Source organism: Massilia sp. UBA6681 (assembly GCF_002454935.1).
In the GTDB taxonomy this organism is placed as follows: domain Bacteria; phylum Pseudomonadota; class Gammaproteobacteria; order Burkholderiales; family Burkholderiaceae_D; genus Telluria; species Telluria varians.
On the sequence record NZ_DKJX01000064.1, the window covers coordinates 386 to 22,966 of the forward strand.

19 protein-coding genes are annotated in these 22,581 nt (G+C 67.2%); 7 read left to right on the plus strand and 12 right to left on the minus strand.

What is annotated here, in order from left to right; genetic code table 11:
- Positions 1 to 454 precede the first annotated feature (454 nt).
- The 12 genes from B2R83_RS10280 to B2R83_RS10335 form a co-directional block, all read right to left on the minus strand.
- Positions 455 to 1,375 carry a hydroxymethylglutaryl-CoA lyase gene (locus tag B2R83_RS10280; protein ID WP_414674391.1) on the minus strand — a complete coding sequence of 307 codons (921 nt, stop codon included), beginning with the start codon at positions 1,373 to 1,375 and terminating at the stop codon, positions 455 to 457.
- Positions 1,376 to 1,390: 15 nt separating this feature from the next.
- A complete protein-coding gene (locus B2R83_RS10285) occupies positions 1,391 to 2,320 on the minus strand; it encodes a 2-hydroxyacid dehydrogenase (RefSeq protein WP_292040772.1) in 930 nt (309 codons plus the stop codon).
- Positions 2,321 to 2,352: 32 nt separating this feature from the next.
- Positions 2,353 to 4,377, minus strand: a complete 2,025-nt coding sequence (locus B2R83_RS10290) for an acetyl/propionyl/methylcrotonyl-CoA carboxylase subunit alpha (RefSeq protein ID WP_292040774.1) — start codon at positions 4,375 to 4,377, stop codon at positions 2,353 to 2,355.
- A gap of 68 nt (positions 4,378 to 4,445) precedes the next feature.
- Positions 4,446 to 5,477: a biotin synthase BioB gene (bioB, locus tag B2R83_RS10295; RefSeq protein ID WP_292040775.1), complete on the minus strand. Its 1,032-nt coding sequence runs from the start codon at positions 5,475 to 5,477 to the stop codon at positions 4,446 to 4,448.
- Between the two features lie 11 nt (positions 5,478 to 5,488).
- Positions 5,489 to 6,331, minus strand: coding sequence for a dethiobiotin synthase (gene bioD / locus B2R83_RS10300; protein ID WP_027866396.1), 843 nt, complete (start codon positions 6,329 to 6,331; stop codon positions 5,489 to 5,491).
- Positions 6,328 to 7,515 (minus strand): 8-amino-7-oxononanoate synthase, encoded by a 1,188-nt coding sequence (bioF, locus tag B2R83_RS10305; protein WP_292040781.1) that lies wholly within the window; start codon positions 7,513 to 7,515, stop codon positions 6,328 to 6,330. The genes bioD and bioF overlap by 4 nt, the downstream gene beginning before the upstream one ends.
- 2 nt (positions 7,516 to 7,517) lie before the next feature.
- Positions 7,518 to 8,858: an adenosylmethionine--8-amino-7-oxononanoate transaminase gene (gene bioA, locus B2R83_RS10310; protein ID WP_292040784.1), complete on the minus strand. Its 1,341-nt coding sequence runs from the start codon at positions 8,856 to 8,858 to the stop codon at positions 7,518 to 7,520.
- A 28-nt stretch (positions 8,859 to 8,886) separates the two neighbouring features.
- Positions 8,887 to 9,672 carry an enoyl-CoA hydratase/isomerase family protein gene (locus B2R83_RS10315; RefSeq protein WP_292040786.1) on the minus strand — a complete coding sequence of 262 codons (786 nt, stop codon included), beginning with the start codon at positions 9,670 to 9,672 and terminating at the stop codon, positions 8,887 to 8,889.
- A 12-nt stretch (positions 9,673 to 9,684) separates the two neighbouring features.
- Positions 9,685 to 11,292 (minus strand): carboxyl transferase domain-containing protein, encoded by a 1,608-nt coding sequence (locus B2R83_RS10320; protein WP_292040790.1) that lies wholly within the window; start codon positions 11,290 to 11,292, stop codon positions 9,685 to 9,687.
- Between the two features lie 17 nt (positions 11,293 to 11,309).
- A complete protein-coding gene (locus B2R83_RS10325) occupies positions 11,310 to 11,750 on the minus strand; it encodes a YchJ family protein (RefSeq protein WP_209589864.1) in 441 nt (146 codons plus the stop codon).
- A 57-nt stretch (positions 11,751 to 11,807) separates the two neighbouring features.
- Positions 11,808 to 13,043: a D-amino acid dehydrogenase gene (locus B2R83_RS10330; RefSeq protein ID WP_292040794.1), complete on the minus strand. Its 1,236-nt coding sequence runs from the start codon at positions 13,041 to 13,043 to the stop codon at positions 11,808 to 11,810.
- Positions 13,044 to 13,153: 110 nt separating this feature from the next.
- On the minus strand, positions 13,154 to 14,518 hold the full coding sequence (locus B2R83_RS10335; protein ID WP_292040797.1) for a serine hydrolase domain-containing protein: 1,365 nt from the start codon (positions 14,516 to 14,518) through the stop codon (positions 13,154 to 13,156).
- A 239-nt stretch (positions 14,519 to 14,757) separates the two neighbouring features.
- On the opposite strand from B2R83_RS10335, the gene B2R83_RS10340 reads away from it, so the two are divergent.
- The 7 genes from B2R83_RS10340 to B2R83_RS10370 all read left to right on the plus strand — a co-directional run.
- Positions 14,758 to 15,498 (plus strand): GntR family transcriptional regulator, encoded by a 741-nt coding sequence (locus B2R83_RS10340; RefSeq protein WP_036209828.1) that lies wholly within the window; start codon positions 14,758 to 14,760, stop codon positions 15,496 to 15,498.
- Positions 15,499 to 15,595: 97 nt separating this feature from the next.
- The gene (gene murQ / locus B2R83_RS10345; RefSeq protein WP_292040803.1) at positions 15,596 to 16,474 is read left to right on the plus strand and encodes an N-acetylmuramic acid 6-phosphate etherase; all 879 of its coding nucleotides are present in this window, start codon (positions 15,596 to 15,598) and stop codon (positions 16,472 to 16,474) included.
- A 51-nt stretch (positions 16,475 to 16,525) separates the two neighbouring features.
- Positions 16,526 to 17,821, plus strand: coding sequence for an MFS transporter (locus B2R83_RS10350; RefSeq protein WP_209589867.1), 1,296 nt, complete (start codon positions 16,526 to 16,528; stop codon positions 17,819 to 17,821).
- 54 nt (positions 17,822 to 17,875) lie between these two features.
- Positions 17,876 to 19,018 (plus strand): acyltransferase family protein, encoded by a 1,143-nt coding sequence (locus tag B2R83_RS10355; RefSeq protein ID WP_292040806.1) that lies wholly within the window; start codon positions 17,876 to 17,878, stop codon positions 19,016 to 19,018.
- Positions 19,019 to 19,081: 63 nt separating this feature from the next.
- Positions 19,082 to 20,656, plus strand: a complete 1,575-nt coding sequence (locus tag B2R83_RS10360) for a glycoside hydrolase family 10 protein (RefSeq protein WP_292040809.1) — start codon at positions 19,082 to 19,084, stop codon at positions 20,654 to 20,656.
- A gap of 19 nt (positions 20,657 to 20,675) precedes the next feature.
- A complete protein-coding gene (locus B2R83_RS10365) occupies positions 20,676 to 21,593 on the plus strand; it encodes an N-acetylglucosamine kinase (protein WP_292040807.1) in 918 nt (305 codons plus the stop codon).
- A gap of 26 nt (positions 21,594 to 21,619) precedes the next feature.
- The coding region (locus B2R83_RS10370; RefSeq protein ID WP_292040808.1) for an N-acetylmuramoyl-L-alanine amidase at positions 21,620 to 22,581 on the plus strand (962 nt) is incomplete at its 3' end.

Consider the following 22,581-nt stretch of genomic DNA (forward strand, 5'->3'; position numbering starts at 1 on the left):
TCGAATCCTTGTACTCCGACCAGTTTCAAGAAAAAGCCGACAGTGAAAACTGTCGGCTTTTTTCGTTGGTGCGCCCAGCATGGGCGCACTCCTGCGGGTGCAAGTCCCGCCGCGAGCTGACCACAGCGAGCGAAGTGAAGCGCAACCGCGTGAGGGTAACCGAGCGTGGGAAGGAAGCGTGGATCGTAAATCACGAGCCGAGGAACACGAATCACATAGAAGGCGTTGCCGATCAGGGCGAGCGGGCCAATGACCGCGAAGCTCTTGTGGTCAAGGAGAGGTGGCGTAAATGTGGCGGTTGTGTGATGAAGGAGTGTGGCCCTTACCTGGGGACGCCCCGCCTTATGCCTGAAAGGGCGACGACTACTCGAACCGCCCGGTGCGGACCCGCATGCCGGGTGGTGTGGCAGGGGAGCGGCCCTCAGGGCCGTCCCCTATGCCGATTCGGGTGTGTTCAGCCGGCGCGTTTCGCCGCAATGGCATTCCCGGCGCGGCTCGCGCCCTTGCGCCCCAGCTGCTGCGAGATGAACTGCCCCGCATCCACCACCTGGTCGAGGTCGATCCCGGTCTCGATCCCCAGCCCGTTCATCAGGTAGACCACGTCCTCGGTGGCGACGTTGCCGGTCGCGCCCTTCGCATACGGGCAACCGCCCAGGCCCGACACCGACGAGTGGAAGATGGCCACGCCGACTTCCAGCGCCGCGTAGATGTTGGCCAGCGCCTGTCCATAGGTATCGTGGAAGTGGCCGGACAGGCGCTCCAGGGGGAATTCCTGCGCCGCGCGCAGCATCACGGCCTGGGTCTTGCGCGCGGTCGCCACGCCGATGGTGTCGGCGATGTCGATTTCATCCACGCCGAGGTCGCGCATGCGGCGCACCACGTCGGCCACGGCCTCGAGCGACACCTCGCCCTGGTAGGGGCAGCCGAAGGCCGTGCTGATCGACGCGCGCAGGCGCAGATTGTTGGCCTTGGCGGCTTTTGCCACCGGCTCGAAGCGTGCGATCGACTCGGCGATCGAGCAGTTGATGTTCTTCTGCGAAAAGGCTTCCGAGGCCGAGCCGAAGATCACCACCTCATCCGCTTTCGCGGCCAGTGCGGCTTCGAAACCCTGCATGTTCGGCGTCAGCGCCGAGTAGATCGTGCCCGGCAGGCGCTCGATGCCGGCCATGACTTCTGCACTGGTGGCCATCTGCGGCACCCACTTGGGCGACACAAAAGAAGCCGCCTCGACGTTGGGGAAGCCCGCGCGCGCCAGGCGGTTCACCAGCTCGATCTTCACCTCGGCGGACAGCGCTTCCTTCTCGTTCTGCAGGCCGTCGCGCGGCCCCACTTCGACAATTTTTACCTTCTTCGGCAGGCTGGCTTGCTGGCGCATTTGCACATTCATCTTTCAGTATCCTAGATCGCGGTCGACGATGTCGTCGACGGGTTGGCCGCTCTCCAGCTTCGCGATCTTGTCGGCGATCTGGCGCACGGCGTCATGGCGCACGGTAAGCGCCGAGATATGCGGGGTGATGCTGATGCGCGGCTCGTTCCAGAACGGGTGCGGCGCCGGCAGCGGCTCGTGCCGGAACACATCCAGCGTGGCGCCGGCGATCTGGCCGGAGCGGATCAGGGTCATCAGGTCGGGCTCGGCCAGGATGGCGCCGCGCGAGACGTTGATGAGATAGGCGCCCTGCTGCAGCTTGCCCAGGTTGTGGCGGTCGAGCAGGTTGGCCGTCTCGGGCGTGAGCGGCAGCATGCACACCAGCACCTTGGTCCCGCGCAGGAAAGGCTCCAGCCCTTCCTCAGCGTAGAAGCATTCGACGCCGGGAATGTCCTTGGGCGTGCGGCTCCAGCCGCGCACCGGGAAGCCGAACAGGCGCATCGCCTCGACCACCGGCAGGCCGAGCCTGCCCAGGCCCATGATCCCGACCGCGAACTCTTCCTTGGGCGTGAGCGGCAGCGGGTCCCAGACGCCGTGGCGCGCCTGCTGTTCGTAGTCGTCGAAGTGGCGGTAATAGCGCAACACCGCATGGGCCACGTATTCCGCCATCTGCACGCCCATGCCGGCGTCGCCCAGGCGCACGATCGGCACCGGCGGCAGCGCATCGCCCAGCTTGAGCAGGGCGTCGACGCCGGCGCCCATCAGGAAGATCGCGCGCACGTGCGCGAGCTGGTCCAGCAGGGCCGGCGTGGGGCTCCATACCACCGCGTAGTCGCAGGGCGGCAGGGCGGCGCCTTCTTTCCATGCGACGGTCTCCGCCTGCGGCATGAGGGCAGCGAATTCGCGCACCCATGGCTCGATCACGCCGTCTCCACGGAACAGGAGTATGCGCATGGTCTCCCCCCTTCTTTATTCTTGTATTGGTATTACGCCGCCGCCTTGAAAGCCAGCAGCGGCGCGCCATCCGCCACCTGGTCGCCGACCTGGTACAGCACTTCTTCCACCAGGCCGTCGCTCGGCGCGGAAATCGTGTGCTCCATTTTCATTGCTTCCATGATGACCAGCGGCTCGCCCTTCTTCACTTCCTTGCCGGACGAGGCCAGCACCGCCACCACTTTACCCGGCATCGGCGCGGTCAGGCGCCCGCCCGCAGCCTCGTGTTCGCCGGCATGCGCCATCGGGTCATTGTACGACAGGGTGTAATGACGGCCGCCAGTGAACACGTGGAACAGATCGCCGTCGCGGCGCACGCTGCCGTGCAGCGAGGTCTCGCCCAGGCGGATGCTCAGCTCGGCGCCTTCGTGGCGCACCAGCGCCAGGGGCTGGCGCTCGCCGCCCGCGTCGATGTCCCAGCCGTGGGCGCCATAGGTCAAACCGACCTGGCAGCCCTTGTCGCCGCTGAACTCATCGGCAAAGGAGAGCACGCGGCGGTAGGCGCTGTTCATGCGCCAGCCGCGTGCCTGTGCCCACGGATCGGCCGGGTTGACCGCGCCGCGCACGGTTTCGCCGCTGCTGAGCGCCAGCGCGGCCAGGGCCAGGGCGCCCAGCGGCGCGGCGCCAGGGGCCGGGAACAGCGTTTCGCCGTGGCGGTCGATCAGGCCGGTGTCCAGGTCGGCCGTCGAGAAGGCTTCGCCCTCGACCAGGCGCTTCAGGAAGGCGATGTTGGTCGCCAGGCCGACGATCTGGAATTCGGCAAGGGCCTGCGACAGGCGCGCCAGGGCCTGGGTGCGGTCGGCGCCCCAGACGATCAGCTTGGCAATCATCGGGTCGTAGAAGGGCGAAATCGCATCGCCTTCGCGCACGCCCGAGTCCACGCGCACTGCGGCCGGATTCGTGCCGTCGGCGCCCAGCTGGAATTCGACCGCTTGCGGGGTGTCCATGTGGCGCAGCGTGCCGATCGACGGCAGGAAGCCTTTTTCCGGATTCTCGGCGTAGATGCGCGCCTCGATCGCATGGCCGTGGATCGCCAGTTCATGCTGCTTCTTCGGCAGCGGCTCGCCGAAGGCCACGCGCAGCTGCCATTCGACCAGGTCGGTGCCGGTGATCATTTCGGTGACCGGGTGCTCCACCTGCAGGCGGGTGTTCATCTCCATGAAGTAGAAGGAGCCGTCCTGGTTGGCGATGAATTCCACCGTGCCGGCGCCCACGTAGCCGACCGCGCGCGCGGCATTCACGGCCGCTTCGCCCATGGCGGCGCGGCGGTCCCCGGTCATGCCAGGGGCCGGCGCTTCTTCCAGCACCTTCTGGTGGCGGCGCTGCACCGAGCAGTCGCGCTCGTGCAGGTAGACGCAGTTGCCATGGGTGTCGGCGAACACCTGGATCTCGATGTGGCGCGGGCGGATCAGGTATTTCTCGACCAGCACCTTGTCGTCGCCGAAGGAGCTGATCGCTTCGCGCTTGCACGAAGCCAGCGCGGCTTCGAAGTCTTCCGAGCGCTCGACCACGCGCATGCCCTTGCCGCCGCCGCCGGCACTGGCCTTGAGCAGCACCGGGTAGCCGATGCGGTCGGCCTGCTCGCGCAGAAAAGCCGGATCCTGGTTGTCGCCGTGGTAGCCCGGCACCAGGGGCACGTTGGCGCCCTCCATCAGCTGCTTGGCGGCCGACTTCGAGCCCATCGCGCGCATCGAGGAACCCGGCGGGCCGATGAACACCAGGCCGGCGGCCTGCACGGCTTCGGCAAACTCCGCGTTCTCGGACAGGAAGCCGTAGCCCGGGTGGATCGCCTGGGCCCCCAGGGCCTTGGCCACCTCGATGATCTTCTGGCCGCGCAGGTAGCTGTCCTTGGCGGCTGCTGCGCCGATCAGGACCGCCTCATCGCAGACCGCCACGTGCTTCGAGCCCGCATCGGCTTCCGAGTAGACGGCGACGGTGCGGATACCCATGCGGCGCGCGGTGGCGGCGACACGGCAGGCGATTTCGCCACGGTTGGCGATGAGGATTTTGGTGAACATGCGTTTGTCTTTCGCTTCTGGTTGTTCGAATTGGTTGGTTGCGGCCGTGTCTCCCCGGCCGCGGTGCATCAGCAGCCGCAGGCAGCCTTCGGCGCCGAATCCAGCGTCGCGGCGCGCGTCTTCAGACCCAGCTTCTCGAGCAGCACGCGGTCGTCGTCCGCCTCCGGGTTGCCGGTGGTGAGCAGCTTGTCGCCGTAGAAGATCGAGTTGGCGCCGGCCATGAAGCACATCGCCTGCACCGCCTCGCCCAGCTCGCGGCGGCCGGCGGACAGGCGCACGCGCGCCTGCGGCATGGTGATGCGCGCCACCGCGATGGTGCGCACGAATTCGATCGGGTCGAGCTTCTCGACGCCGTGCAGCGGGGTACCTTCGACCTGCACCAGGTGGTTGACCGGCACCGACTCCGGATAGGGGTTCAGGTTGGCCAGCTGGGCGATCAGGCCGGCGCGCTGCTCGCGCGTTTCGCCCATGCCCACGATGCCGCCGCAGCAGACCTTCAGGCCGGCGCTGCGCACGCGGCCGAGCGTGTCCAGGCGGTCCTGGTACTCGCGGGTGGAGATCACGTTGTTATAAAAATCCGGCGCAGTGTCGATGTTGTGGTTGTAGTAGTCCAGGCCCGCTTTCTTGAGCTGTTCGGCCTGGCCCTCTTCGAGCATGCCGAGGGTGGCGCAGGTTTCCATGCCGAGCGCCTTCACTTCGCGCACCATGGTTTCGACCTTCTCCATGTCGCGCTCCTTCGGGCTGCGCCATGCCGCGCCCATGCAGAAGCGGGTCGCGCCGTTGGCCTTGGCTTCGCGCGCAGCACTCAGCACGGTGTCGAGGTCGAGGATCTTCTTGGCTTCCACGCCGGTGTCGTAGCGCGCGGCCTGCGGGCAGTAGCCGCAGTCTTCTTCGCAGCCGCCGGTCTTGATCGACAGCAGGGTGGCCAGTTCGACGTCGCCTTCCGGGAAGTTGGCGCGGTGCGCGGTCTGGGCGCGGTGCATCAGCTCATTGAAGGGCAGCTCGAACAGGGCCAGCACGTCGGCCAGCGGCCAGGTGGCGTTCTCGGCCTGCTTGATGGCGACAGGACGGTGGAGGGCGACGGTGTTAGTTTGGGACATCTCGGTTTTCCTTAAGTCTGGACGCGCGGGGAATGCCAGCCCGGCAGTCCCGCGAGGTCGATATATTCTGCGGCGGCTTGCGCCGTCGGGTCTTGCAGGCGGGGCACGTGGCCCAGCAGCGGCGCCGGAATGCGTTGTTCCAGCGCGTCGATGTTTTCGCGCTCGAAGCGCATGTCCGGGTCGACCGTGTTGGCGACCCAGCCGGCCAGCACCAAGCCTCGGGATACGATGGCCTCCACGGTCAGCAGCGCATGGCTGATGCAGCCCAGGCGCATGCCCACCACCAGGATCACCGGCAGGTTCAGTTGCGTGGCCAGGTCGGCACTGTCGAAATCGTCGTTGAATGGCACGCGGAAGCCGCCGACGCCTTCGACCACGACGGCGTCCGAGGCCGCGTGGATCTCGGTGTAGGCAGCCAGGATCGGCACCGGTTCGATGGTGACGCCTTCCAGCGCGGCGGCGATGTGCGGCGCCGCCGGCTCCTTCAGCATGAAGGGCGTGGTGATGCTGCTTGGCAGGTGCACGTTGCCGGCCGCGCGCAGCATGTCGGCGTCCTCGTTGTGCAGTTCGCCGTCACGCATCTCGGCGCCGGCCGCGACCGGCTTCATGCCGCAGGCGCGGCGCCCGCTCGACGCCAGCTTGTGCAGGATCGCGGCGGAGACCAGGGTCTTGCCGATCTCGGTATCGGTGCCGGTGACGAAGCAGCAGAAGCGCGAGGGCACGGCGTCCAGCGGCAGCGCTTCCGGCTGCGGCTCGGCTGGCGCTTCCGTGGCGACCGCGGCGCCGGCGCTGCCCGGCACCGTGAGCACCGGCGTCAAGGCGACCGGCTGGTCTGGTTCGTTCAGGTTCTTCATGCGGTGGCCCTTCCCAGTTCGTTCAGTGCGCGTGCCAGCCTTGCCACTTCTTCGTGGCTGTGCGCGGCCGACAAGGTCACGCGCAGGCGCGCCGTGCCCGGCGCTACGGTCGGCGGACGGATCGCCGGCACCCACAGGCCCTGTTCGTGCAGGCCGGCGGCCACGCGCAGCGCGTCTTTGTTGCTGCCGATAATGATCGGCTGGATCGCGGTATGGGACGGCACCAGCTGCCAGCGCTGCAGGCGCAGCGCATCGCGCAGCTGCGCCACCAGCGCGGCCAGGTGGCTGCGGCGCCGCACGCCTTCGTCGCCGCCGATGATATCAAGGCTGGCCTGCAGCGCATGCGCCAGCGCCGGCGGCGCGGCCGTGGTGTAGATATAGGGGCGGGCGCGCTGTACCAGCAGCTCGATCACGCTGGCGTGCGCCGCAACGAAGGCGCCACCCACGCCGGCGGCCTTGCCGAGCGTGCCGATGTAGACCAGGTTCGGGGAACGCAAGGCGAAGTGTTCGAGCGCGCCGCGGCCATGTTGTCCCAGCACGCCGAAGCCGTGGGCATCGTCCACCACCAGCCAGGCCCCGTGGCGTTCGCACAGCGCCAGCAGCTGGGGCAGCGGCGCCAGGTTGCCGTCCATGCTGAACACGCTGTCGGTGACGACGATCCTGGTGCCGGCCGTGCTGGCGCCTAGCTGCTGTTCCAGTTTATCGACATCGCCATGCGGATAGACCGAGACATTCGCCTTGGCCAGGCGGGCGCCGTCGATCAGCGAGGCGTGGTTGAGCGCTTCCGAGAAGATCTGCGCATCGGCGTCCGCCCCCAGTGCGGTCAGCACCGCAAGGTTGGCCATGTAGCCGGTGCACAGGTAGAGGGCACGCGCATTGTCGATGTAAGGCGCCATCCACTCGCCGAAGCGCTGCTCGAGCAGTGCATGGGCGCGGCTGTGGCCACTGACGAGGTGCGAAGCGCCGCTACCGGCGCCGTAGCGGTCTGCGCCTTCGCGCAGCGCCGTGACGATGGCCGGATGCGCCGCCAGGCCCAGGTAGTCGTTGCTGCAGAAGGCCAGCATCTCGCGGCCGTCGACCACCTGGCGCGGGCTGCTGGCGCCGTCGGTCACGCGGCGGCGGCGCGTCAGGCTTTGCGCTGCCAGCGCGTCGAGTTTGCGGTCGATTCCTGCGATCAGATCCATATTCAACCCGCGATCACCGATTCAAACACCTTCTGCGTGCGCGCGGCCAGGCCGGCGACGTCCTCGTCGTCCAGCACGTAGGGCGGCATCAGGTAGACCGTGCGGCCGATCGGGCGCAGCAGCAGTTCGTTCTCCACCGCCGTGCTGAAGAAGCGGCGCGCGAAGGTCGAGGCGCGTGCCGGGTCCGGCTCCACCGCATCGAAGGCGAAGATCATGCCGCGCTGGCGGAAGTGGCGCACGCGCTCGTGCTCGGCCAGCGGGGCCAGGGCGATGGTCAGCTCCGTGGCCAGCTCGCGGTTGCGGTTCAATACGTCGTCGTCCTCGAAGATCTCGAGCGTGGCCAGGGCCGCGCGGCAGGCCAGCGGGTTGCCGGTGTAGGAATGCGAATGCAGGAAGCCGCGCGTGATGTCTTCGCTGTAGAAGGCCTGGTAGATGGCGTCGCTGGTGAGCACCAGCGAGAGCGGCAGGTAGCCGCCGCTGATGCCCTTGGACAGGCACAGGAAGTCCGGCCAGATGGCAGCCTGTTCGCAGGCGAAGAAGGTGCCGGTGCGCCCGCAGCCGACCGCGATTTCGTCGGCGATCAGGTGCACGTGGTGCTGGTCGCACAGCTCGCGCAGCAGTTCCAGGTAGAGCGGGTCATACATCGCCATGCCGGTCGCGCACTGCACCAGCGGCTCGACGATGATGGCGGCGATCCTGTCGCCACGTTCCTCGAACAGGGTGCGGACGTCAGCGATGGCGCGTTTGGCCACGTCCTGCGCAGACTCGCCTTCGAGCGCGTTGCGCGCATCCGGCGCCGGCACCACGTGCGAGGCGCGCAGCAGCGGGCCGTAGGCATCCTTGAACAGCGGCACGTCGGTGACGGCCAGCGCCCCGATGGTCTCGCCGTGGTAGCTGCCCTGCAGGCAAACGAATTCCTGCTTGGAGGAATGGCCGGCGTTGCGCCAGGCGTGGAAGCTCATCTTCATCGCGATCTCGACCGCCGAAGCGCCGTCGGACGCATAGAAGGCGTGGCCGAGGTTGTGGCCGGTGAGGGCGGCCAGCTTTTCCGACAGCTCGATCACGGGCTCGTGGGTGAAACCGGCCAGCATCGCGTGTTCCAGCTTGTCCAGCTGGTCCTTCAGCGCCGCATTGATGCGCGGGTTGGCGTGGCCGAACAGGTTGACCCACCAGGAACTGATGCCGTCCAGGTAGCGCCGGCCTTCGTGGTCATACAGCCACGGACCCTTGCCATGGCTGACCGCGATCAGCGGCACCTCTTCGTGGTGCTGCATCTGGGTGCAGGGGTGCCACACGCTGCGCAGGCTGCGTGCGATCCAGTCGGAAGAGGTTTGCTGCTTCACAATCGATCCAATACTTGATACGTAAAACTCAGTTCAGCCAAGTCGGCTTGCGCTTCTCGAGGAAGGAGGCCACGCCTTCACGGCCCTCGAGCGACGCGCGGATTTCCGCGATACGGTTGGCGGTGTCCGCCAGCAGTGCGTCGTCGACCGGCTGGCCCACGACGTCGCGCACCAGCGTCTTCGCTTCACGCACGGCGTTCGGGCTGTTCGACACCAGGCACTTCACGATGCCGGCCACGGTGGCGTCCAGCGCGTCAAGCGCCACGACTTCGTGGGCGAAGCCGATGCGCCGGGCCTCGAGCGCATCGAAACGCTCGGCGGTGAGGAAGTAGCGGCGCGAGGCCTGTTCGCCCATGGCCTTGATGACGTAGGGCGAGATGGTCGCCGGGATCAGGCCCAGCTTCACTTCGGACAGGCAGAAGTGCGCCACCTCGCTGGCGACCACGATGTCGCAGGCCGCGACCAGGCCCATGCCGCCGGCGTAGCAGTCGCCCTGCACCTTGGCGACGGTCGGTTTCGGGCACAGGTAGATGGTGCGCAGCATGTCGGCCAGGCGCGCGGCGTCCTGCTGGTTCTCGCTGTGCGAGTAGCCGGCCATCTTCTTCATCCAGTTCAGGTCGGCGCCGGCGCAGAAGGCCGGGCCGTTCGCGGCCAGCACGATGGCGCGCACCTGCTCGTTGCGACCGAGTTCATCGAAGGCCAGCGCCAGTTCGGCGATGGCGTGCTCGTTGAAGGCGTTGCGCAGGTCCGGGCGGTTGAGGGTGACGGCGGCCACCTTGTCGTCGATGGAGACGGTGAGGGTCTGGTATGTCATGTCAAGTTCCCTTTACATCCGGAACACGCCGAATTTCGTTTCCTCGATCGGCGCATTCAGCGCGGCCGAGAGGCCCAGGCCCAGCACGGTACGGGTGTCGGCCGGATCGATGACGCCGTCGTCCCACAGGCGCGCCGAGGCGTAGTAGGGGTGGCCCTGGTGCTCGTACTGCTCCTTGATCGGCTGCTTGAAGGCCGCTTCTTCCTCGCTCGACCACTGGCCGCCCTTGCCTTCGATGCCGTCGCGCTTGACTGTCGCCAGCACGGATGCCGCCTGGTCGCCGCCCATTACCGAGATGCGCGCGTTCGGCCACATCCACAGGAAGCGCGGCGAGAAAGCGCGGCCGCACATGCCGTAGTTGCCGGCGCCGAAGGACCCGCCGATGATGACGGTGAACTTCGGCACCGAGGCGGTGGCGACGGCCGTAACCATCTTGGCGCCGTTGCGGGCGATGCCTTCGTTTTCGTACTTGCGGCCGACCATGAAGCCGGTGATATTTTGCAGGAACACCAGCGGAATCTTGCGCTGGCAGCACAGCTCGATGAAGTGGGCGCCCTTGAGTGCCGACTCCGAGAACAGGATGCCGTTGTTGGCGATGATGCCGACCTTCATGCCGTAGATGTGGGCAAAGCCGCACACCAGCGTGGTGCCGTAGCGCGCCTTGAACTCGTCGAATTCGCTGCCGTCGACCACGCGCGCGATCACTTCGCGCACATCGAAGGGCTTGCGGGTGTCGACGGGAATCACGCCGTACAGCTCTTCCGGCGCATATTTCGGCTCCACGCTTTCACGCAGCGCGCCCTGCACCGGCTTGACGCGGTTCAGGTTCGACACGATGGTGCGGGCCAGCGACAGCGCGTGCAGATCGTTCTGGGCCAGGTGGTCGGCCACGCCCGACAGGCGGGTGTGGACGTCGCCGCCGCCCAGGTCTTCGGCGGTGACGACTTCGCCGGTCGCCGCTTTCACGAGCGGCGGGCCGCCCAGGAAGATGGTGCCCTGTTCCTTGACGATGATCGATTCGTCGCTCATGGCCGGCACGTAGGCGCCGCCGGCGGTGCAGGAACCCATCACCACGGCGATCTGCGGGATGCCCTTGGCCGACAGATTCGCCTGGTTGTAGAAGATGCGGCCGAAGTGATCGCGGTCCGGGAACACGTCATCCTGGTTCGGCAGGTTGGCGCCGCCCGAGTCGACCAGGTAGATGCAGGGCAGGTGGTTCTGCTCGGCGATCTCCTGGGCGCGCAGGTGTTTTTTCACCGTCATCGGGTAGTAGGTGCCGCCCTTGACGGTGGCGTCGTTACAGACGATCACGACTTCCTGGCCGGCGACGCGGCCGATTCCGGTGATGATGCCGGCGCTTGGTGCCGCGCCCTCGTACATCTCGTAGGCGGCCAGCTGGGAGAACTCGAGGAAGGGCGTGCCCGGATCCAGCAGCATCTGCACGCGGTCGCGCGGCAGCAGCTTGCCGCGCGCGACGTGTTTGGCGCTCGCCGCTTCGCCGCCGCCTTGCGCCATCTGCGCCACTTTCGCGCGCAAGTCGTCGACGATGGCCTGCATGGCCGCGGCGTTGGCCTTGAAGTCCTCGCCGCGCGGGTTCAGTTTGCTCTCGATCTGGGGCATTGCCGTCCTCTATGTCTCTATTTTGGGAAACTGCCGTCCAGGTAATACCAGCGCTTCTCCCCGGTTTCGGAGTCAGGTTCGCGCAGGAAACGGCTCACTTCATGGAGCCGGTGCGCGCGTCCGCCTACCTTGAAGCGGGCGACGAATTCCACGGTATCGCTGTCTGGATCGTCCGGTGAATTTACTTTACGTTGACGTAAACGTAAAGCAGATTTTACCTCAAGCCCCAGCCATCGGATTGGTTCCTTGTCATCGATGATGGGTTCTGCAGGACGGGTCGTAGGATGCCAGGTAGCAAGCAGATAGGGCTCGTTCTTCAGGGTATACGCGGTATAGCGCGAGCGCATCAGGGCCTCGGCCGTGGGCGGCAGGGCTTCGCCGGCAATGAACGGGCCGCAGCAGGCGCCAAGGGACGGCCCGCCGCAGGGGCAGGCTCCAGGAGTGGTCGTTTTGGACATGGCCGTCATTATCCGCCATTTCGACGGTGGAGACGGCCGATCGGTATGCGTGGCGGGTCAGCCGCGCAGGGTCAGCCCATCCAGGGAGAAGGGCGGCGCCTCGCCTTTTATCGCGCCGGCCAGCAGGCTGGCGCTGCCGCAGGCGAAAGTAAAGCCCAGCGGGCCATGGCCCACGTTCAGCCACAAATTGCCGTAGGGGGTGGCGCCGATGATCGGGGCGCTGCTCGGGGTGGCGGGACGCAGGCCGGCCCAGACCGAGAGCTGCGAATAGTCCGCCGCGCGCGGCATGGTTTCCTTCACCTGGCGCGTCAGGCCCTCGACGCGCTTGGGATTGTGGCTCAGGTCTTCGCCCACCATGTCGACCATGGCTGCCACGCGCAGCTTGTCGCCGATGCGGGCGTACAGCACCTTGCGCTCGAAGTCGGTGACGCTGATTTCCGGCGCCACGTCGTCGGCGCGGATCGGCGCCGTCAGGCTGTAGCCCTTGAGCGGGTAGAGCGGCAGCGAGATCCCGACCGTGTCCGAGAGGGTGCGGCTCTGGATGCCGGCCGCCAGCACGTAGCTGTCGGCCTGGAGCATGCCCTGGTCCGTCTCGATGCCGGTGATGCGGCCTTTGCTTGCCACCAGGCGGCGCGCCTCGGCGTGGATGAAGCCGTCGAAATGCGGATGCTCGCGCAGGCGCGCGGCCAGCGCCAGGCAGAAGGCATGGCAGTCGGCCACCGCTTCGCCGCTGTTGTAGATGCCGCCGGCCAGCAGCGGCTCGGCCGCCGCCAGGGCCGGTTCGCGCGCGGCGCACTCGCTGGCGGACCAGATCTCGCCGGCGCCCGGCTTGCCGGCTGCCTTCTCGAACACCTCGCGCGAGCGGTAGACCACCAGCTTACCGGCGTCGCGCCAATCGAATTCATCGAGCGGCACGGTGACTTCGAGCTGCTTCATGCCCTGGCGCGAGAGCTCGCCCAGTTCCAGGAGCTTGGCCGTGGTCTTGCGATTGACGTCGGCGCGGCAGTGCGCGAGGAAGCTGGCCAGCCAGCGGTACTGGCGCAGGTCGGCCTCGGGTCGGAAGTGCAGCGGCCCGGTGTCCTGGAACATCCACTGCAGGGCCTTCAGCGGCACGCCCTCGTCGGCCAGCGGCGACACGTAGCGGTAGCTGAGCTGGCCGCCATTGCCGTAGCTGGAGCCGCTGCCGACGCCTGGTGCGCGTTCGAGGAGGCTGACGCGGTAGCCGGCTTCCGCCAGCCACCAGGCCGAGGTCAAACCGACCACGCCGCCGCCGATGACGATGATTTGCTGCATTCTAAACTCTTCTTTTTAGCGTGGGTGTGGAGCTTATGCGCTGGCCGGCGCAGCGGCCAATGAAAGTCGCGTCGAGCGCCATAACCGGCTTATATAGGGATGCGTTGATATCATGTTGCCGCCTGTTGGCCGACGATGGCGCGGCGGTGCAGCGCGCTGAGGATGCGCTCCTCGAAGCGGGCCCGCGCCGAATAGCGTCCTTTCTGCAGTTCCGGATCGGCCGAACAGCCTCCTGCCAGCATGACCAGGCCATTGCCGCGCGCCAGGTCGGCTGCGAAGACCGAAATCAGGCCATATGCGTCGCCCGAGTGGCCGACCGCATCGAAGCCGCCGCCTTCGACCAGTCCGGTGCCGGGTCGGTCCGGGAAATGGGCGTTGCCCAGGCCCCAGGCAGGGAAGAAACCGTTCAGCGAATCGCCGTTGCCGCCCTTGTCGTCGATGGTCCAGTGGCGCGCGAACATGCGCTCGAGCGTGGCGCGCTGGAACAGCCGCGTGTTGCCATGCACGCCGCCGTTCATCAGCATCCGCATGACCACGCCCATGTCGCGCGCCGAGATGCGCAGGCCGCCGGTCGGGCTGAAGGGTGTGGCGTTGGCGCCGGGGACGTAGCCGGCGATGCCGGCGGGAGGAACCGGGGGCTTGGCCGAATAATCGTCGACCTGGGCAATCCAGGGGCCGTTCGCGTTCCAGACTTCGGTGTCGACCGTGCGCTTGCGGTACAGCGTCGCCAGGTTCTCGAGCGCCGCTGGCGGCAGCGCCGACGGGTTGTAGCCCGCCACAATGCCGAGCGGCTGCAGCAGCAGGCGCTGCATCAGGAGGTCGAAGCGCTCGCCCGTCACGCGTTCCATCGCGGTGCCGATCACGCCCCAGCCGAGGTTGCAGTAGGTGAAGTACTCGCCCGGGCCGGCGTGGGTGGACCACATCTTTCCTTCGCCGTACAGGGGAGCGCCCGGCACCAGCACGTCCTTCAGGGCAGTGGCGAACGGCCAGGAATAGCCGCCTTCGTCGCGCAGCGAGGAGGTGTGGGTGAGCAGGCTGCGCAGCGTGATGACGCGCTGGGGGAAATGCGGGTTGCGCAGGCTGAAGCCCAGGTAGCCCGACACGTCGGCCTCGAGGTCGATGCGGCCCGCTTCGCTAAGTCGCATCAGGCCCAGGGTGGTCATCATCTTGGAGATCGAGGCGATGCGGTACAGGGTGGCGGGCGTGGCCGGCTTGTCGGGCAGTGCGCCGTTACCGATATAGCGGCGCCCGAAAGCCTGTTCATACACCGGCTGGCCGGCGCGGATGGCGACGACCGACAGGCTGGCCAGCTGCATCGCCGGATCGTCGACGATGGCCGCCAGTTCGGCGTCGAGCGCCTGGCGCGCCGCGGCGGTCAGGAGCGGCGTGGCCGCAGGAGAAGCCGGCGCCGCGAACAGCGGCTCGACCGCGCCCAGCAGGGCCATGCCCAGCAAGCTGCGCCTGCGCTCGTTCATCCCGGTCTCCTTCGTCTTTTGTTATTTGTGAAATATGTGAACCTTTGGTTGAGCATACGGAGTGACAGGAAGGATTGCCAAATGAATAGCCGTGGCCTTGGCATAACCGTTTTATATTGGTCTCAAGTGGTATGCCTATGAGAGAAGTGCATGCATATACAAAGCTTTTTCATGGATCGCATTGTGCCGGGAACAGGTGTTGCCATTACACTTTGTTCAACCCCCTGAGCATGCCGCCGATGACGACTAGCACCCCCGCCTTCCAGGTCGACCTGACCGACAACTCGCCGCTGTACATGCAGCTGGCGCGCAAGCTCGCGCAAGACGTGCGCGACGGCCGCTACCAGGCCGACCAGGCCCTGCCTTCCGAACGCACGCTGTCCGAGCAGCTCGACGTCTCGCGCGTTACCGCGCGCAAGGCGATCGACCAGCTGGTCGACCAGGGCCTGGTGGTGCGCCGGCGCGGCTCCGGCAACTACATCGCGCCGCGCATCGAGCAGCCCTTGTCGGACCTGTCGAGCTTTTCCGAGCAGCTCCAGCAGCGCGGCTATACGCCCAGCAGCCACTGGCTGCGCCGCGAGGTCGTGCTGGCCGACGCCGACGAGCAGCTGTCGCTGGGTTTGTCCCCGGGCACGCGGGTGGCGCGCCTCGAGCGCCTGCGCCTGGCCGACGAGGTGGTGATGGCGTATGAAGTCAGCGTGATCCCGGCCACCGTGCTGCCGCGTCCCGAGAACGTCGGCGGCTCGCTGTATGCCCACCTGGCCAAGACCGGGCACATGCCGGTGCGCGCGCTGCAGCACCTGCGCGCGATGAACGCGTCCGCCGAGCTGGCGGCGCGCCTGGACGTACCGGAAGGCCGCGCGGTCCTGTTCATCACCCGCGTCGGCTATCTGGAATCGGGCGAGCCGGTGGAGCTGACGCACTCGTATTGTCTAAGTGATCACTACGATTTCGTCGCGGAGCTCAGGCGCCCAGCATAACTTTTCGGCATGATGAAAGGCGCAGCTTTCATAAGCCACCCGCCGTAATTGGTATTACACTGGTTTCATCGACTACTTTGCACCAAGAAGACACGGCATGCTGAAAACCGAAACCCCGGCCCAGGACCACGCTTCCCTCGACCAGTACCCGACCGTGGAGCTGGTCAACGTCCTGGTCGACGACCAGCTCAATGCGGTCAACGCCGTGCGCGCCGCCGCGCCGCGCATTGCCGCCGCCGTCACCGCCGCGCTGCCGCGCGTGGAAGCGGGCGGGCGCCTGATCTACGTCGGCGCCGGCACTTCCGGCCGCCTCGGCGTGCTCGACAGCGTCGAGCTGTACCCGACCTTCTCCTGGCCGCACGAGCGCGCGGTGGCGCTGCTGGCCGGCGGCCAGCAAGCGATGTTCGTCGCGGTCGAAGGCGCGGAGGACGACTTCGAGCAGGGCGCGGCCGACCTGAAGCAGGTCGATGTCAACGCCAACGACGTCGTGCTCCTGATCGCCGCGTCGGGCTTTACTCCCTACGTGCTGGGCGCATTGCAAGCCGCGCGCGCGGCCGGCGCCCTGACCATCGGCTTCGCCAACAACCCTGACGCGCCGGTGGCCAAGGATGCCGAGATCGGCATCACGCTCGACACCGGCCCGGAAGTCATCTCCGGTTCCACCCGCCTGAAGGCCGGCACCTCGCAGAAGATCGCGCTGAACACCTTCTCGAGCGCGCTGATGGTCCGTTTACACAAGGTGTATGGCAACCTGATGGTAGACTTGAAGGCTACCAACGCCAAGCTGGTGCGACGCGCCATCCGCCTGACCGTGTTCGCCACCGGCGCCGACGAAGCCGCCGCGCAGGCGGTGCTCGAGCAGTGCGGCTACCACGTCAAGACCGCGGTGGTGGCCCTGATCAAACAAACCAGTGTCGAGCAGGCGCAAGCCCTCCTGGAGGCGGCGCACGGCAGCGTGCGCGAAGCCATCGCGTAATCTGGCCGGCGCACACCCCTGTGCGCCGCTCCTGCCGACCACGAAAGACCTATGCAGACTTCGCTCGACAAACCTTCGTCCACCGCCAGCCCGTCGCAGCCCAATCCGTGGTCCTGGATCCCGTCCCTGTACTTCTCGCAGGCCATCCCCTATGTGGTGGTGATGAGCCTGTCCGTCATCATGTACAAGGACATGGGCGTGTCGAACTCCGACATCGCCTTCTATACCAGCCTGCTGTACCTGCCCTGGGTGATCAAGCCCCTGTGGTCGCCGATCGTCGACATGTTCGGCACCAAGCGCCGCTGGACGGTGCTGCTGCAGCTGGGCGTGGCCGCTTCGCTGGTGGCGGTGGGCCTGTCGCTGCAGCTGCCGAACTTCTTCATCGCCAGCCTCGCCGTGATGTGGTTGATGGCCTTCAGTTCCGCCACCCATGACATCTCGGCCGACGGCTTCTACATGCTCGGCCTGCGCCAGCAGCAGCAGGCGGCCTTCGTCGGCGTGCGTTCCACCTTCTACCGCCTGGCAACACTGTCGGTGCAGGGGCCGCTGGTGGTGCTGGCCGGCTACCTGGCCACCCGCTTGGGCAGCGTCAACCAGGCCTGGGCCATCGTGTTCTTCGTGCTCGCCGCCTTCTTTTTCGGGGCCTTCCTGTGGCACGGCTTCATCCTGCCGAAGCCGGACAGCGACCGCAAGGTGGCGCGCTCCAGCAACCCGCTGCGCGACTTCTTCACCACCTTCGCCCTGTTCTTCCGCAAGCGCGACATCTGGCTGATCCTCGGCTTCATCCTGACCTTCCGCCTGGGCGAAGCCCAGCTCCTGAAGCTGGTGGCGCCCTTCCTGAAGGACCCGCTGGCCGCGGGCGGCCTGGGCCTCACCACCGAGCAGTACGGCATCGCCTACGGCACCATCGGCATCGCCTTCCTCACGCTGGGCGGCCTGGCTGGCGGCTACCTGATCTCGCGCCTGGGCCTGAAACGCTGCCTGTGGGTGATGGTGTTCGCGATCCACCTGCCGGACCTGGTGTTCGTCTACCTGTCGCAGACCCAGCCGACCAGCTTCGCCGTGGTCTGCACCGCGCTGGCGATCGAGCAGTTCGGCTACGGCTTCGGCTTCACCGCGATGATGCTGTACATGATCATGGTCTGCGAAGGCGAGCACAAGACCGCCCACTACGCGATCTGCACCGGCTTCATGGCCCTGGGCATGATGGTGCCGGGCATGTGGAGCGGCGACCTGCAGGAATACCTCGGCTACAAGCACTTCTTCATCTGGGCCTGCCTGTCGACGATCCCCGCCTTCATCATGGCGGCGCTCGTGAAGATCGACCCCGAGTTCGGCAAGAAGTAAATCACGGGGCTGCCGGCCCCGTATAACGAACAACAACAAGGAGACAACGCAGCAATGCGCGACGCACCCGTGCGCCTGACCTCGCTCGACGCCTTCCGTGGCTTCACCATCGCCGCCATGGTGCTCGTGAATAATCCGGGCGACTGGGGCAACCTGCATGCGCAGCTGGCCCACGCCAAGTGGCACGGCTGGACCTTCACCGACTGCATCTTCCCCTTCTTCCTGTTCATCGGCGGCGTCGCCATGACGCTGTCGCTCGGACGCCTCGCAGAAAACGGCGCCGACAAGCCGCAGCTGCTGCTCAAGCTGGCCAAGCGCGCCGCGCTGATCTTCCTGATCGGCTTCCTGCTCAACCTGATTCCGCGTTTCGATTTCGAGACCGTGCGCATCCCGGGCGTCCTGCAGCGCATCGCCCTGTGCACGCTGCTGGCCGCGCCGCTCGTGGTCTACCTCGGCTGGCGCGCGCAACTGGCCGTGATCGCCGGCCTGCTGGCGCTGTACACGGTGCTGATGCTGTGGGTGCCGGTGCCGGGCATCGGCGCCGGCGTGCTGGAGCCGGGCCAGGATTTCGGCGCCTGGGTCGACCGCATGGTGCTGGACGGTCACATGTGGGTGCAATCGAAGACCTGGGACCCGGAAGGACTGCTCAGCACCATCCCCGCCCTGTGCAGCCAGCTGTTCGGCGTGCTCGCCGGCCGCGTGCTGGCGGCCAGGCTGCCGCGCGTCGAGCAGACCGCGTGGATGCTGTTCGCCGGCCTGATCCTGCTGGGCCTGGGCTCGAGCCTGGATGCGGTGCTCATGCCGATCAACAAAAGCCTGTGGACGGTATCCTATTGCCTGTGGATGAGCGGCTGGGCGCTGCTTGCCTTCGGCATGTTCTACTGGCTGCTCGATGCCAACCCCCATGCGATCGTGCGCGAACGCGCTGCCGCGTGGGCCAAACCCTTCATCATTTATGGCATGAACGCGCTGTTCATTTTCGCGTTCTCGGGTTTCGTGGCCAAGATGCTCGGTTTTATCAAGCTGGCGCAGCCCGACGGCAGCCAGCTCTCGCTCGGCCGCATGTTGTACGCGCCGATCAAGGCGCTGCCGCTGGGCGCCGCCAACACCTCGTTGTTATATGCCATCCTCTTCAACGCCTGCATGTTCGCGATCGCGTACGGCATGTGGCGCAAGCGGTGGTTCGTCAAAGTTTGAGAAGAGAACAAAGGAGCGGATTTGAAGCCCGATTTGAAAAAACGTGCGTTCACCCTGGCCGGCATGGCAGGCATGGCTGGTGCGCTGACCATGGGCGGTTTCCTCACCGCCTGCACCACGCAGCCGACCGTTCCCGAAGGCGGCGCGGGCGGCGCCGACATTCCGCCGCCGGCCCCGCGCGAATTCCGCGCCGCCTGGGTGTCCACCGTGGCCAACATCGACTGGCCGAGCAAACCAGGCTTGCCGGCCGTGCAGCAGCAGGCCGAGGCGATTACCATCCTGGAGCGCGCGGTCGCGCTCAACCTGAACGCCATCGTGCTGCAGGTGCGTCCGGCGGCCGATGCGATCTATCCGTCGAAGATCGAGCCCTGGACCGAATACCTGACCGGCGCCCAGGGCAAGCCGCCCATGCCGTGGTACGACCCGCTCGCGTTCTGGATCAAGGAAGCGCACGCGCGCGGCCTCGAGCTGCACGCCTGGTTCAACCCCTACCGCGCGCGCCACGACAACGCACGCTCGCCCGCGGCGCCGAACCACATCACCAACACCATTCCGTCCGCGGTCAAGCGCTACGGGAAGTTCATGTGGATGGACCCGGGCGAAGAAGCGGCCTCGAAGCAGACCATGGACGTGATCCTCGACGTGGTGCGCCGCTACGACATCGACGGCGTGCACATCGACGACTACTTCTATCCCTACCCGATCGCGGCGCCGGAAGTGGCGGGCAACGCCCAGGCGCTGGACGGCAACGGCAAGCCCGCGACGAAGGAACTCGACTTCCCCGACGGCCCGGCCTGGGAGCGCTACCTCGCGGGCGGCGGCAAGCTCGATCGCCCGTCCTGGCGCCGCGACAACGTCAACCGCCTGATCGAGGCCATGTACAAGGGCATCCACAAGGAAAAGAGCTGGGTGCGCTTTGGCATCAGCCCCTTCGGCATGGGACGTCCGGACCGCCGCCCGCCGGGCATTTCCGGCTTCTCGCAGTACGACAAGCTGTACGCGGATGCCGAGCTGTGGCTGGAAAAGGGCTGGCTCGACTATTTCGTGCCCCAGCTGTACTGGCCGATCGCCCAGACCGCCCAGTCCTACCCGGTGCTGCTCGACTACTGGATCTCGCAGAACCCGCAGAACCGCCACATGTGGCCGGGCCTGTTCACCAGCCGCATCGGTGCGGCGGCGCCGACCCTGGCCTACGAGCCGAAAGAGGTCCTGGACCAGATCGCGCTGACCCGCCAGCGTCCGCTGTCGACCGGCCACGTGCACTTCAGCATGGCGGCCCTGACCCAGAACCGCAAGGGCATCAGCGACCAGCTGCGCGCCACCACCTACCAGGGCCAGGCGCTGGTGCCGGCCACGCCCTGGCTGGCCAGCGAAGCCCCCGGGACCCCGCAGGTTTCGGCCAAGCGCGGCAAGGATGGCGTGCAATTGCGGCTCAAGGCCGGCAGCGCCAACATGCTGTACGCGATCTGGGCCCGCCATGGCGGCGAGTGGCGCTTCTCGGTGGCGCCGGCCGCGCGCGTCGACTGGACCGTGCCGGACGACGCCAAGCTGGGCGCCGCCGACCTGGTGCTCGTGAGCGCGGTGAACCGCCTCGGCAAGGAAGGCGCACGCGTGCAGGCCTGGCGCAAGCCCTCGTAATATGGAACACTCGCAGGCCATGCACCCTCACGAACTGCAAGACAATCTCGGCCTCGGCATCGACGCCGGCGGCACCCAGACCCGCTGGGCCCTCGCGGCGCCGGGCGGGCGCATCGTCGCCGAAGGTACGGCCGGCGGCCTGTCGGCCCTGCAGATGGGCAGCCTCGAAGGGCGCGAGAGCGTGCAGGCGACCTTCGGCGCGATCGCGCAGGCAGTGCTCTCGCATGGCCGTCCAGTGGCGGTGCGTGCCGGCGTGACCGGTTTCGGCGGTGACGGCGGGCCCCTGCAGCAAAGCCTGGGCGCGCTGCTCGGCCTGGACCCGAGGGCCGTGGTGCTGAGCAACGACATCGAAATCGCCTACCTCGCCAGCTTCAAGCCGGGAGAGGGTTACCTCGTGTATTCCGGCACCGGCTCGATCGGCGCCTTCATCGATGCAGGCGGGGGCTTCCATCGCGCCGGCGGACGCGGGGTGGTGCTGGACGACGGCGGCGGCGGCTTCTGGATCGCGCGCGAGGCGCTGCGCCACATCTGGCGCCTCGAGGACGAGCGTCCCGGCGCCTGGGAATCCTCGCCGATGGCGCACGCCGTGTTCCAGCACGTGGGCGGCTCGGACTGGTCGTTCTCGCGCCAGTTCATCTATGGCCGCGAGCGCGGCGAGGTCGGCAAGCTGGCGATCGCGGTCGCCGCCACCGCCGAGCGCGACCCGGCCGCCGCGGCCATCCTGCGCGAAGCGGGCCGCGAACTGGCCCGGCTGGCGCAGGCGCTGGTGAACCGTTTCGGCCCGCGCCCGGTGGCCCTGGCCGGCCGCGCCGCCGAACTGCACCCGGCGATCGTCGAAACCATGCGCGCGGCGCTGCCGCCCGATACCATACTGAGCCAGACCGGCATGCGCGCCCATTACGCGGCCGCACGCCTGGCCGCTGGGCCATCCCACTAGATGCACACCACCAGGATTCCACGCCGATGAAACACCTGAACCTTCTCGCCGTTCCGATCATTCTTTCCGTGCTGGCCGGCTGTACCACCGCGCCGGTCGCGCCAAGCGGCCCGAAGATCGATACCACCTACACCGCCAAGGGCCAGTCGAGCCGCGCGCGCTTCCTGGTGCTGCACTACACGGTGTCCGACAACCCGACCTCGATCAAGATCCTGACCGAGCAGCAGGTGAGCTCCCACTACCTGGTCACCAACCATGCCCAGCCGATCATCTACCGCCTGGTCGACGAGAACCGCTCCGCCTACCATGCCGGCAACTCGAGCTGGAAGAACTACACGCAGCTGAACAACAGCTCGATCGGCATCGAGATCGTGAATCCCGGCTGGACCGCCACGCCCGACGGCGGCCGCCTGTTCTACCCCTTCCCGCAGTCCCAGATGGATGTCCTGATCCCGCTGCTGAAGGACATCGTGCAGCGCCACGGCATCGCGCCCGAGAACGTGCTCGGCCACAGCGACATCGCGCCGCAGCGCAAGCAGGACCCGGGTCCGCTGTTCCCGTGGGCGCGCCTGGCCCAGGAAGGCCTGGTGCTGTGGCCGGACGCGAACCGCGTCGCCCTGGTGCGCCCGATCTTCGACGCGACCCTGCCGGACGTGTTCTGGTTCCAGCGCAAGCTGGCCACCCACGGCTTCGCGATCCAGCAGACCGGGATGCTCGACCAGCAGACCCGCACCGTGCTGCAGGCCTTCCAGATGAAATACCGCCCGGCGGACTTCGCCGGCAATCCGGACGCGGAAACCGCGGCCCTGCTCGAGGTGCTGACCACGCCGGCCAACGCGCCGCTGCCGGTGATCCTGCCGCCGCCGGTGACCACCTCGCCGGTGCCGATGTTGCCGCCGGCGACGCCGCCGGCCCCGGTGGTGCCTGAAACCGCGCCTGCCCCGGCCGCGCCGGTGCCTGTGCCGACACCGGCTGTCCCGGCGCCGGT